Source organism: Streptomyces sp. MUSC 14 (assembly GCF_001866675.1).
In the GTDB taxonomy this organism is placed as follows: domain Bacteria; phylum Actinomycetota; class Actinomycetes; order Streptomycetales; family Streptomycetaceae; genus Streptomyces.
Window position 1 is genome coordinate 72,742 of the sequence record NZ_MLYN01000014.1, and the last position, 12,268, is coordinate 85,009.

General features: G+C 73.1%; 9 protein-coding genes. 3 read left to right on the plus strand and 6 right to left on the minus strand.

The features are described 5' to 3' along the window. Positions 1-24: 24 nt before the first annotated feature. From BIV25_RS07840 to BIV25_RS07850, 3 genes are all read right to left on the minus strand, one after another. Positions 25-2,817 (minus strand): S9 family peptidase, encoded by a 2,793-nt coding sequence (locus BIV25_RS07840; protein ID WP_071371444.1) that lies wholly within the window; start codon positions 2,815-2,817, stop codon positions 25-27. A 208-nt stretch (positions 2,818-3,025) separates the two neighbouring features. After that, the gene (locus tag BIV25_RS07845; protein ID WP_107485989.1) at positions 3,026-3,538 is read right to left on the minus strand and encodes a hypothetical protein; all 513 of its coding nucleotides are present in this window, start codon (positions 3,536-3,538) and stop codon (positions 3,026-3,028) included. 161 nt (positions 3,539-3,699) lie between these two features. Further along, positions 3,700-4,443 carry a TetR family transcriptional regulator gene (locus tag BIV25_RS07850; protein ID WP_071371445.1) on the minus strand — a complete coding sequence of 248 codons (744 nt, stop codon included), beginning with the start codon at positions 4,441-4,443 and terminating at the stop codon, positions 3,700-3,702. 254 nt (positions 4,444-4,697) lie between these two features. On the opposite strand from BIV25_RS07850, the gene BIV25_RS07855 reads away from it, so the two are divergent. Continuing rightward, a complete protein-coding gene (locus tag BIV25_RS07855; protein ID WP_071371446.1) occupies positions 4,698-5,837 on the plus strand; it encodes a substrate-binding domain-containing protein in 1,140 nt (379 codons plus the stop codon). Between the two features lie 299 nt (positions 5,838-6,136). Then, on the plus strand, positions 6,137-6,988 hold the full coding sequence (locus BIV25_RS07860; RefSeq protein ID WP_071371447.1) for a hypothetical protein: 852 nt from the start codon (positions 6,137-6,139) through the stop codon (positions 6,986-6,988). Here BIV25_RS07860 and BIV25_RS07865 read toward each other — a convergent pair. Next, positions 6,975-9,395: a polysaccharide lyase 8 family protein gene (locus tag BIV25_RS07865; RefSeq protein WP_071371448.1), complete on the minus strand. Its 2,421-nt coding sequence runs from the start codon at positions 9,393-9,395 to the stop codon at positions 6,975-6,977. The two genes, BIV25_RS07860 and BIV25_RS07865, sit on opposite strands and share 14 nt — an antisense overlap. Before the next feature lie 220 nt (positions 9,396-9,615). Here BIV25_RS07865 and BIV25_RS07870 point away from each other — a divergent pair, with 220 nt between their 5' ends. Further along, positions 9,616-10,419 (plus strand): peptidoglycan-binding protein, encoded by an 804-nt coding sequence (locus BIV25_RS07870; RefSeq protein ID WP_071371449.1) that lies wholly within the window; start codon positions 9,616-9,618, stop codon positions 10,417-10,419. A 78-nt stretch (positions 10,420-10,497) separates the two neighbouring features. Here the strand turns inward: BIV25_RS07870 and BIV25_RS07875 are convergent, their stop codons facing one another. Together BIV25_RS07875 and BIV25_RS07880 are read right to left on the minus strand one after the other, a co-directional pair. Further along, positions 10,498-10,878: a hypothetical protein gene (locus BIV25_RS07875; protein WP_079173186.1), complete on the minus strand. Its 381-nt coding sequence runs from the start codon at positions 10,876-10,878 to the stop codon at positions 10,498-10,500. A 429-nt stretch (positions 10,879-11,307) separates the two neighbouring features. Further along, positions 11,308-12,225: a MurR/RpiR family transcriptional regulator gene (locus BIV25_RS07880; protein WP_071371450.1), complete on the minus strand. Its 918-nt coding sequence runs from the start codon at positions 12,223-12,225 to the stop codon at positions 11,308-11,310. Positions 12,226-12,268 lie beyond the last annotated feature (43 nt).

A 12,268-nucleotide genomic window follows, 5' to 3' on the forward strand; every position in this document is an offset into this window, starting at 1 on the left:
GGGGGCCACCCGGAAACGGGTCCGCTACGACGCGTCGAGCACCGAACCGGTCAGCACCAGCCCGTCGGGCACCGGCTCGCCGGTCGCCACGTCGACCTGCCGGAACCGCACCGACTCCGTCGGCTCCGTCACCTTGTCCTCGACCGTGGGCACGGTGATGTCCACACTCGTCCTCCCCGCCGGCACGTCCACCCACAGCGAGACACCGGCCTTCGACAGCGGACGCTCCGGGTCGGGCTTCGCCCCCGAGGTCTCCTCCAGCCAGCGTGCCGGTACGTCCTTCGTGGACAGCTCCGGACCGGTGCCCGGCACCGCGGCGAACATCGCGTTCATGTCCACGTCCACGGCCTTTGACAGGGACAGCCGCCACGTCAGGGACCGCCCCTCCGTGACCCGGTCGGCGACCGGCGTGACCTTCATCGTGGGCGCCGGGTCGTCGTCGTGGACCGTGATCCCGCCCCGGTAGGAGCCGACGACCGCGCCGTGGACCGCCTTGACCAGCACATCGTGCGAAACGTCCGTACCGTAGCGGGTGTTGCCCCTCACCTCGACCGGTACGTCGATGTCGTGCCCGCCCGGCCGCACCGTCACCAGCCGGTCCTTCGCCTTCCCGGTGGCCGGGTCGACGACGTACACCCGGACCTGCCCGCTGCCGTGGCCGCTCACCCGCACCGGCACATGGTAGGTGCGCACACCCGAGTCGCCCTCGGCCACCGTCATCCGGCCGAGGTCCACCCGGGGCAGCGCGGCAGCCCGGGCCGCCGGCGTCCCCGGCCGCCAGCCCCACGCGTCCATCAGCCAGGCCTGCCCGGACGCCGAACGCGCCGTCAGTTCCATGGACTTGACCGAGCCGAGCCGCAACCCGGCACGGGCGGCGGCCGTCAGCGGCAGCCGGAACTCACGCGCCCAGTACGACGCGGTGCGCTCACTGCCGGGCAGTCCGTCGGCACGCACCCGGCCCAGCGTCACCTTCCGGCCCGCGGTGTCGGTGAGGGACACGTCCCACTGCGCTCCCCGGGAGTTCGGCGGCACGAACAGCCGCAGCGCCAACGCCTTCGCGTCCTTCAGCGACACCGGGTGCGGCACACTCACCCCCGCGGGCGCGCCGGTCCGCGTCCAGCGCAGCGCGATGGCCCGGCGGCCGGCCTCACGGCCGGTCTCCCACTGGGCGAAGTGCGGCGAGAGCCCCTTCGCGCCCTGACCGAGACAGGCCTTGCCGGCACTCGGGTTCACCGCGTCGCACAGCCGGGCGCCGGTCACGCTCACCCCGCCGTCCGGCGGGAACCCGGCGCTCCGGCGCGCCCCCACCGCATGGCTGAGGACCCGCGCCGGGTCCGCCGACGGCGCCCGCCTGCCGGAGCCGTCGAGCAGCGGCCGCACCCGGTCGTCGCCGGTCAGGAACAGCCGTGCGGCGGCCGCGATGTACGTCGAGCCGGCCCGGTGCTGCTGGTCGGCGGTGAGCCGGGTCGCCGCGCGCTTGCCGCACACCGTGTCCGGGTGGTCCGGGTCGTCGTAGAAGTCGTCCTCGGAGGGCGCCGCGGACTGGCCGGGAGTCCACTCGGAGTTGAAGAAGTTGTGGTCGGCGCCGATCACGTACACGGCGCTGTGCAGGGCGCTGCCGTTGCTGACCGCGCGGGTCCCGTCGACGTACACCTCGCCCTGGAGGTCGGAGACGTCGCCGTCGCAGCCGGGCAGGATCGTCGTCGACGGCACGTCGGGCACCGGGTTCTGACCGAAGACCGTGGGGCCGATCAGGACCATGCCGCGCACGGTCCAGCGGACCGGGCCGTGGTAGCCGTCCTGGTCGGCGGGCGGCGGGTAAAGGCTGTCCAGGGCCGCCCTGTTGACGCCCTCGCCGCCCCGGGAGTGGCCGACGAGCAGCACCCGGGACATGTCGGCGCGCGGCGCCCGGCGTACGACGGCCGGCGCTGTGGCGGGGTGCGCCTCCCAGTCGGCCCAGCGGGCCAGATGCAGCCGCACCAGCGAGGAGCGGGCCTGGGCGCCGCCGTCCTCGGCCGCGAAGTCCTGGCCGTTGACGCCGTTGGCGGAGACCGAGACGGTCACATAGCCCTGCGAGGCCAGCAGCTTCTGGTCGCGCAGGTAGCCGCGGTGGCTCGGCACCGGCTTCCAGCCGGTCTTGCAGGGCCAGTCGCCGCCGATCTGCTCGCCCTGGTAGCAGGTGTAGTGGCGGCCGTGCAGGAACAGCGCGAGGGGCCGCTTGCCGGGCGCGCCGACCGGGGCGACGACCACCCCGCGCATCTCGACCGGTGCCGGGAAGCCGGGCAGCTTCACGGACGGGAGGCTGTACTCGCCGCTGCTCGTGCGGTACGTGCCGGGCTTGCCCGGGTCGACCGGGTTCGCGGGCAGCGGGGCGGGCGGCTGCACCGCGGCGGCGGCCCCGCCGGTCGCGGGTGCGTCCAACTGCCGTCCCCCGGACCAGACATGGAGCCCCTGCGGTCCTTGCAGCCCTTGCCGTCCGCGCAGCGTGCTGAGCTCGTCGGCACGGCGCTCGTCCAGCGGCAGCCGGAAGGTGCGCCCGTCCGCACCGGGCCGTGGCACTCCCAACAGGCGGTCGCCCGACCGGAATTCGACCCGGGCATCACCCATCGGCACCGCCCGGTCCGAGCGCCACTCCAGCTGCGGCCGCGACCGTTGCCCGGATATCCGCCAGCCCGGCGGCAGCGCGCCGTCGGCCGAGGCGGCCAACTGTGCCGCGGGCGACGGTGGTCGGCCTTGTGCGACTGCCGCCCCTGGGGATGCCCCCGCCACCGCGGCCAACGCGGCGGCGGTCACCCATATGTGCCGGGCACGGACCACTGTTCCTCCTCGACCCCCGAATCCCGGGCGCCCCGGCCGTCCCGGGAGCCCCTCGATTCCGGAGGACGGAAGGCGGAGACTGTGGGTTGCCTGTGAAGGAGGAGTGATCGACCAGACGGCGCGATCAGGACAACGAGGGTCCGGAACCCCACGGTTGTCCGGCCGGACGGTCGCGGGCGAGCCGACGGCGCGGCCGCGGTGAAGTCGGTCAGGTCCAGGCCCGGTACGGCTCGTCCGTCAGCTGGAACACCGGCTCGCCCCGCACCGGGTCCTTGGCCGTGGACAGCCGGACCCGGTCACCGCTGTGGATGCCGACCGGCGGCCCCATGACGCGGCCCCGGACCACGAACCCCTCGGCCATCTCGATGAGGGACACGTTGCGCGCGGCGGGGGTGTTGCGGTGCAGCACGGTGGAGTGCCGGACCGTGCCGACGCCCTCGCTGCGCTCCGTACGCAGCTCGCTGCCCTGGCACACCGGACAGAGCAGCCGGTGGTACATCGCGGTGGCGCACCAGGCGCAGCGCTGGAAGAGGATGGCGTCCTTGACGTCCTTGGCGTCCTTGGCGTCCGTGAAGCCGGAGACGGCCATGGAAGCGGGGACGGCCACGGGGGCGGAGACGGCGGCCGCTACGGAGACGGGCACGGAGACGGAGAGGGGATCGAGGACGCCGGTCGCGGCGCCGGCCGTCGGAGACGAGGCATTTGCTGAGTGGTGGTACACGCTGGTCAACTCCCTGCGCTCGGCCGGAATCCTGCGTGTCCGGCGCGCACCGGGCACACGTGTGGGCGGGAGCCGTGCTGCCGCGCACGCCGACAGACTATGGCACTCAGTGTCACTCGTAAAGGCACTGCGTACCCCTTGTCCGGCAGAGGACGGCGAGATCAGGTCCGGCCGAGTGCCCCTTCCAGCTCCTGCACCACCCGCCACAACGGGGTGTCCCGGCGGCAGGCCAGTACCACCACGTCGTCCGCGTCCTTCGCCGGTGCGCCGATCGGCACCGGGTTCACGCGCGGGGAGGCCGCGGCCGCGGCGGACCGCCCGAACGCCTTCTGCACATGGCCCAGTGCGTGGTCGACCGCCGCGCCCGCGTCGCCCTCGCCGTCCGACCGCAGCCAGGAGCGCAGCCCGTTGTTGTGTGCCGCGACGACCGCGGCCGCCACCACGTCCGCCCGCAGCGTGCCGTCGGGCCGTCCCGCGAACCGTCCGCGCAGATACTCGGCGAGCGCGCGCTCGTAGCGCCACACCACGGACAGCTCGTAGGCGCGCAGGCCCGGCACCTGTTTGGTCAGGCGGTAGCGCTGCACCGAGAACTCCGGGTTCTCGGCGTACATCCGCAGTACCAGCCGGGCCGCGTCGCACACCCGCCGCACCGGTTCGTGCTCCGCGCCGCCCGCCGCGAGGAACGCGGTCATGTCGGCCAGGCAGCGCTCGTGGTCCGGGAAGACCACGTCCTCCTTGGAGGGGAAGTAGCGGAAGAACGAACGCCGGCCGACCCCGGCCAGGGCCACGATGTCGTCGACGGTGGTCTGCTCGTACCCGCGTTCCACGAAGAGCCGGAAGGCGGCCGCGACCAGGGCCTCCCGCATCGTCGGCTTCGCGGCCGCTGCCGCGCTGCTGGAGCTCATGAACGGGAACGTAGCACCCGGACGGATGCCATGACACTCAGTGCAGCACGAGCGGGTCCATGGGGGAACTGAGTGCTGTGTGAGAGGAGGAGGGAGGACGGTGGGGACGATGAGGGCGACGCGTGTGCTGTGCGGGTGTCTCCCGAACATCGGAGCGATCGAATTGATTGCAAACGATCGATACGGTTGTGGGCGTAGAGTATGCGATTCGCGATCACCAGAACCCGCGCGACCACCGTTCCAGGGGGAACCCCATGCGACTGCACGTCGACCAGCGCCATGAGCGGGTGCTCGAACTCGTCCGGGAGCGGGGCAGCCTCCGCGTCGCCGAACTGGCCGCCGAACTCGGCGTCTCCGCCGTCACCCTGCGCCGCGACGTGGAGACCCTCGCGGCCCGGGGGCGGGTGCGGCGGCTGCACGGCGCGGTCGTCTGGCCCGGCGAGCAGGCCCCTGCCCCGGCCACCGCGGCCGCGCCGCGGCCGGACTCCCTCGAAGGCGCCGTCATCGGCATGATCGTGCCCACCACGGTCAACCTCTTCGCGGCCATCGTGCGCGGTGCCCGGGAGGCCGTCGCGGCCCGGGGCGGGCGGCTCGTCCTCGGCGTCTCCGGCTACGTCGACACCGAGGACAGCGTGCAGGCGGAACACCTGATCGCGGGCGGCGCGCGCGGACTGCTGGTGGCGCCCAGCTGGTTCGCCGGCGTCCCCCAGGACGGGCAGGAGAAGTGGCTGATGGAGAGCGGGGTGCCCACCGTCCTGGTGGAGCGCTCCGCCCCGCCCGGCAACCCCGCCGCCGACCTCGACCGGGTCCGCACCGACCGCGCCCACGGCGCCGCCGTCGCCGTCGGCCACCTGGCCGCCCTCGGCCACCGCCGGATCACCGCCGTGCTCCAGGAAGGCCCGCACGCAGTCCAGATCGGCGCCGGTTTCGACGCGGCCGTACGCGCCCGCGGGATCGACGTCGACCAGGGCGCCCCGAGCGTGCGCGAACACGGCGACTACGACACCTCCGTCGACTACCTCGTCCGGGCGGTGCGCGAACGCGGTGTCACCGCGGCCCTGGTGCACAGCGACGAGGATGCCATCGTGCTCGTTCCCCGGCTCCAGGCACACGGTGTGCGGGTGCCCGACGACCTCGCCCTCATCGCCTACGAGGACGAGGTCGCCGCGCTCGCCGACGTGCCCCTGACCGCCATCGCCCCGCCCACCCGCGCGGTCGGCGAACTCGCCGCGAGACTCCTGCTGCGCGTCCTCGCCGAGCAGAACGGGCAGCAGCACCCCGGCCCCCGCCAACACCTCGACCTGCTCCCGGAGTTGCGCATCCGCTCCTCCTGCGGCGGCCGGTCGCCCGCCGACGGCTGCGACCAGAGGTCGATCGATAGTCGATCGTTTTGATCACCTTGCGCGAATGTTCTTGACGCGTTGATCGCGTGTACACAAAAGATGTCCTGCGACCGCCCCTCCCCGTACGAGGTCTCGCAGGAGCCGCGAACCCGACGTGCCCCCGCCGACTCCCCCTCCACACCCTGCCGAACGTCCTGCTCACCCCGCACATCGCCGGCTCCCTCGGCACCGAACTCGGCCGCAGGAACTCATCCGCTCGACCTCAACCCCAACCCGCCCCCACCGCAGACGGCCCCCACTCGGCGACGTAACCTTTCTCCACCGCACCGGCCCGTCCGAGGAGATCCCGCATGCCCGCCGCCCGCCCCCGCCTGCTCTACGTCACGGACCTGGCGTACCGGGCCCGCGGGCGCCGCTACTGCGACGAGGACGTCTTCCTCACCTCCCGGCTGCGCGCCCGCTTCGACCTCGCCCTGTGCCACCCGCTGGACGCGGCCGCGCTGATGAACGGCTACGACGCCGTCGTCGTCCGCAACAGCGGGCCCGTCCTCGGCTACCAGAGCGCCTACGACGCCTTCCGTGCGCAGGCGATCGAAACGGGCACCCGGGTGTACAACCCGCTCACCGGCAAGGCGGACATGGCCGGGAAGCAGTATCTGCTCGATCTGAGCGCCGCCGGATTCCCGGTGATACCGACGGTCGGCGGCGCCGAGGACCTGCACCGGCTGCCGTCCGCCGAGCGGTACGTGGTCAAGCCGAAGCTCGGCGCGGACTCGGCCGGCCTGCGGGTCGTGCCCGCGAGCCAGGTCGCCGCGGCCACCGCGTCGGCCGGCGGGGAGGTGCTGATCCAGCCCCGCGTCGACTTCCTCCACGAGGTGTCCTTCTATTTCGTCGACGACGACTTCCAGTACGCCCTGTACGCCCCCGACCCCGAGCGCCGCTGGGCGCTGGAGCCCTACGCCGCGACCGCCGCCGACCTGGAGTTCGCCCGGCGCTTCATCGACTGGAACGACCTCGGCCACGGTATCCAGCGCGTGGACGCCTGCCGCACCCGCGACGGCGGACTGCTGCTGGTCGAGCTGGAGGACCTCAACCCGTACCTGTCGCTGGACGCCCTGCCGGAGGAGGACCGGGACGCCTTCGTCGCCGCGTTCACGGCGTCCCTGGGCCGGTTCGCGGGGGGCGCTCTCACCGCAGCCTGACGGTGACCCGCTGGGTGACCCCCGCCGTACCCGTGAGATCGCCGAAGACCAGCGACAACGCGGTGCCGGTGGCCGCGGAGGCGAGCGTCGCCGGTGCGGACGTCACCTCGGCGACCGCCCTCCGCCAGGTCAGGGTCAGCGCGGTGCGCATCCGCATCGGATCGCTCACGGCGATCACGGCGGTGCCGTCGCCCCGTTCACTGATCATCACGCAGCACGGATCGCTCGCGGTGAGCGTGCCGACTGTTCCGCCGAACCAGAAGTTCACCCCGGTGAAGCCGAGCGAACGCACCGAAACACCCTGCTGACTGGGGGAGTTGGCCAGAACGGTCAGCCACTGCGCGTTCGCCGCCCGCGCCCTGGTACGGGCCGCGGTCGCGCCCGGCAGCAGGAGATAGGCGTACGACGCGTCCACCGGATCGGTGCCGTGATCGACGTACAGGGTGAGGTACGTACGGTTCACGACGGTCGTCGCGCCCCCTGTGTTGATCGTGCTCCAGCTGCCGTCGCGGGCCTCGCGCAGCGCCCGCACGTGCGCGCCGCCGGGGAAGACGTAGCCGCCGTGGCCGCCGAGGTGTGCCCACTGCGCGCCGGTGAGCGCGGCCGACCAGGGGAGGGCGGCGGGTTCGACGGTGCCGTCGACGGTGAAGGGTGCGTTGCCGGTGGCGCCGAGGTTGCGGTTGTCGACGGTCGTCTCCACGGCCGCCCCGTCGGTGCAGGTGATGCCCGCGCCGAGACAGACGACCGTGTCGTCCAGGAAGAACCAGGACTTCTTCGCCACCAGCGTCGACCGAAGGCCCTTGAGATACTGGCCGACCGCCGCGCGCTCGCCGTCCGTCGCCCCGCCCACCCAGTTCACGTCCGGCTTCGCGGCGCCCCAGTCGCCGCCTGCCGCATCCGCGAGCACCTTGCGCGAGACGGTCGTGCCGGGCAGCCGGTAGGGGTCGACGGTGGGCCAGAAGGCGTCGCTGTACTGGCCGTTGGCGAAGGAGTCCCCCCACCAGTAGAGCATTCCGGAACCGGTGTGCCAGCCGCGCAGGTTCTCGCCGTTTCCGGTCTCGTAGTACGTGATCCGCCGGTCCGCCATGCTGAGTGCGGCCGCCCAGCCCGGTCTGCGGTGCGTGGCCCGCGCCATGGACGGGAAGAGCCGGTGCCCGGCCGGCTCGGCGACCGCCGTGACCGATCCGTCGTCCTGAACTCCCTTGAGCCGGGCGAGATGCGGCAGGCTCAGCACCGGGTCGGCCAGCGGCGGGCTGTAGTAGTCGCGGTCCATCCAGCCCTTCACCAGCGCCCGCCAGCGCCCGTTGGCCGTGCTGCTCGCCCCCTGCCCGAGCAGCACGATCGAAGCCAGGATCGGATGACCGCGCAGGTGATCGTCCTGCTCGATCTGATTCGGGTCCGCCACCATGAGCCCCCGGCTGATCGCCCGGCCCGCGACGCCGTCCATGACCAGGCCGTTGTAGAGGAACGGCGCCCAGGAGTGCTCCACCGCGTCGAACACGATCTGCCGGTCCGGGTCCGTCACCGCCCAACCGGAGTCTGCCAGCAGCGCGAACAGCAGCCCCAGCCCGCCGAGCAGCACCGAACCGTAGGAGCCGGTGTACGGCACGGAGGTGTGCTGGACGAACGAGCCGTCGGCGTACAGCCCGTCGCCCGAGGTGACGTACGGGAAGACGGGGGACAGGGCGTCGCGGGCCAGCGCCACCTTGGCCGGACTCGCCCCGACGACACCGCGCAGCGCCAGCACCCGGCACAGATCCACCCGGTTCGCGCCGGTGCTCGTCCCGCTGTAGCTCGCCACCGCCGTGTCGGGCACGAAGTGGTCGACGGCGGCGAGGTAGCCGGCGATCCGCGTGGCCGACAGGGCGTCGTACATCAGCACGCAGACGTCCAGGAGCGCCTGCGGTGCGCCGATCTGCCAGCTGTACCAGTTGCCGTACGGGGCCTGGCCCGCGTGGTAGACGTCGTCGTGCAGGTGGTCCAGGCCGGTGAGGATCGCGTCCCGCAGGTCCGCGTCGCCGGTCAGCCCGGTGCCCGGCTGGGCGTGGGCCTGCGCGAGCGTGCTCAGCCGGGTGTAACTGGCGTTCATGTTGCCGGAGTAGCCGTACGACTCCTGGTCCGTGTCCGGGTCGGGGTCGGCATAGACCAGGTCGGGCCACAGGGAGCCGGCCGCGGGGGCCATGGCGGCCCGGTACCGGCGTGCCGTCCCGCCCAGGTCGGCGAGGCGGGAGGCGAAGGGGGCGGCGGCAGGGTCGAACCCCTCGCCCAGGATCAGCGTGCGCCATCGCGCGCGCAGCGTCGCGAACTCGTCCGGAGTCGCCGCGGACGCCCGGGTGCCGATCCCCAGGGCGACAGCGGTGCCGGAACAGGCGGCCAGGAAGCCACGGCGTGACCAAGGAGTCGTCATGACGGCGCTTTCTAGCACGCGCTTTCTCAAACGCTCAACACTTCTAACCGAGTTGAGTGATTCGATCGATCGATGAGTTGGGTGTGAGGGGTGAGCGCGAACGCGGACCGGAGCGTGAACAGGGCCGCCGTGCGGGCCGTATCTGAGCGCGGGAACCTCACGAGTCCTGTCCGCCCGCCCGGGAGGTGCCGGGTCGGGTCGGGGACGGAAGGAGAGTCAGGTGCCGACGCCGTCCGATCCTGAACGCCCGCAGCCCGGGCCGGTCCTTGAGCCCGTCCGGGTGCTGCGGCCCCGCCGGTTCGACGCCCTCGCGGAGCTGATGCGCGAGATCCGGCCGGACCCGGTGACGTACGAGCCCCTCGGCAGGCCCGCCGGGCCGCGCCCGATCACCGGCCGAGCGGCGCCCGTCGCGGAGGACGACACCCAGGAGCTGCCGCCCGCACCGGCGGCCGCAGCCACAGCTCCCGCCCTCGGCGTCCTCGTCTCCGGAGCTCCCGTCCTCGGAGCCCCGGCTTCCGGAGCCTCCGTCTCCGGCCCCCCTGCCCCCAGCGTCCGCGTCGTGACGTCCCGGCTGCGCCGGGCCGCCGTCGCCGTGGCCGTGGCCGTGGCCGCCCTGGTCGGCTTCGGCTGCGCGATGCTGCTGCCCTCCGGCCAGGGGTCCACCGCGAGTGCCGCGACCGCGACGCCCTCCCGGCCCGCGACCACCGCACCGCCCGCCTCCGGGCAGACCCCCGCCGCCCCCGGCGCCTCCACCGCCGCCATCGACCCCGACGGCCCCGGCACCCTCCGCCAGGGCGACACCGGGCCGGACGTCGCCGAGCTCCAGGAACGCCTGCTGCGCATCCCGGACGTCTACCGCGACGGCTCCACCGACGGCACCTACGACGCCACCCTCACGGCGGCCGTGGCCCGGTTCCAGCTCTGGTACGGCATCAGCGGCGACGAGCGGGGCGTCTACGGCGACGACACGCGCCGGGCCCTGGAGTCACGGACGTCACGGACGCCCCTCGGCGACGGTTCGTGAGACCGGCCCGGAGCGGCGGACGGCGGGACCGGGACGCCGGAACCCACAGCAGGCCCCGCGCGCGCCACGGCGCGCGGATCAGCGTCCCGGGCCGCGCCCCGACAGGGCCTCGCTGACCGCTCGTACGCTGCGGGCGATGTGCTGCAGCTGCAGGACCTCGGCGGCGTACAGCTTGATCGTGTGCTCGATGACCGACTCGGGCAGCCCCAGCATCGGCAGCTCGGCGCGCGCGGTCTGCAGGGCGGTCCGGGCCACCCGTACCTCCTGCTGGACCTGGAGCTGGGCGTGCCGGGCGAGCAGCACGGGGTGGCGGATGAGCGCCGGGTAGCTGGCGTAGCGCGCGGGGATCAGCTCCCGCAGCCATTTGGCCGCCGAGCGCTCCCAGTCGTACGAGCCCGGCGTCTTGACCTGGCAGGGCCAGTCGGGACTGATGCGCGTGCTGGTCAGGGGCATGATCATCGCTTCCGGTGTGCGGCGTCGTGAGGGTGGTCCGACGAATGCGGGGCGGCCCCGGCCTAGGGGATGGCCGGGGCCGCCACGGGCGCGTCACGCAGACGGCGCGCCCCGGAACACCACACGTGCCGACGTGGGTAGGAGCCGGCGGCCGGGGGTGTCCGTACGGGGGCCCCGGCTGTCGGGAACCGGCGCTGCGAGTGGTCCTGCGTGCGCATGGCTGGTCCGTCGGCTTTCTCGGGGCGGTGGCGCGAGCGGTGGATCCGCGTGCGCGGAACGTGCCCGGAGTGGGCCGGGCGCGATCCGTGAGCAGTATTTATATATGCCGTCCGGTTTGCAAGACGTATGAAAACATTCATGCGTGCTTTGTGGTGGATGATCCCTGTCCGGGGGTATCAGGGGGCGCAGGATCTTCACGAATTCCTGGCGCGGACGTCAGTCCTTCATGAAGAACTGGTGGTGCTCGGAGAGCTGTTCGTACTTCTCCAGCCGGGCCTGGGTGCGCTCCGGATCGGCGTCGGTCATGGCCTGGAGCAGCGCGGCGGCGAGCACGCCGGGCGCGGCGTAGGAGTCGAACACCATGCGCGAACCGGTGCCGGTGGCGAAGGTGATCTCGGCGGCTTCGGCCAGCGGGCCGAGTGCCAGGTCGGTGACGAGCGCGACCTTGAGCCCGGCGTCCCGGGCCACCCGGACGGCCTGCAGGGTCTCGTGGGAGTGCCGGGGCATGGCGAAGGCGAGCACCCAGGTGCCGCCGGCCTCGCGGGACTGGAGCAGGGCGTCGTAGGCCACGCTGCCCCCGCGCGTGACGAGCCGTACGTCGGGGTGGATCCGGCGGGCCGCGTAGCCGAAGTACTCGGCGAGTGACACGGAGATGCGCAGGCCCAGTACCGTCAGCGGGGTGGAGCGGGACAGCGCGCGGCCGACCCGGATGATCCGGTCGGGGTCGGCGAAGTCGCGCCGCAGGTTCTCCAGGTTCTCGATCTCGGCGTCGACGGCCGCCTGGAGTTCGTTGGCCCGGTTCTCCTCGCCCGGGCCGCCCGCCAGCGTGCTCAGCGCGATCGCCTGGAGCCGCTCGCGCAGCGCGGGATAGCCGCTGAAGCCGACGGCGGCGGCGAAGCGGGTGACGGAGGGCTGGCTGACCCCGACGCGATCGGCCAGCTCGGTGATCGACAGGAACGCGGCCTCGGTGATGTGCTCGATCAGATACTGGGCGATGCGCCGCTGACCCGGCGACAGACGGGGGCCGTCGAAGAGTTCCCGGAGCCGGGAGGTCGGAGCGGGCTCGGCCTCGGGCACGGTCTTGCCCGAGGTGATCGCTGACGCCTGTGCGCGTGCCTGCTGCGGCGAGGGCACCCGGCCGCCTCCTTTGTCTCCCACGACCACTCAACATAGCTCA

Bases quoted from the DNA above. Each gene is read 5' to 3' on its own strand.
- BIV25_RS07855 (WP_071371446.1), top strand. From the start codon at position 4,698: ATGCGACTGCACGTCGACCAGCGCCATGAGCGGGTGCTCGAACTCGTC.
- BIV25_RS07865 (WP_071371448.1), bottom strand. From the start codon at position 9,395: ATGACGACTCCTTGGTCACGCCGTGGCTTCCTGGCCGCCTGTTCCGGC.
- BIV25_RS07860 (WP_071371447.1), top strand. From the start codon at position 6,137: ATGCCCGCCGCCCGCCCCCGCCTGCTCTACGTCACGGACCTGGCGTAC.
- BIV25_RS07875 (WP_079173186.1), bottom strand. From the start codon at position 10,878: ATGATCATGCCCCTGACCAGCACGCGCATCAGTCCCGACTGGCCCTGC.
- BIV25_RS07850 (WP_071371445.1), bottom strand. From the start codon at position 4,443: ATGAGCTCCAGCAGCGCGGCAGCGGCCGCGAAGCCGACGATGCGGGAG.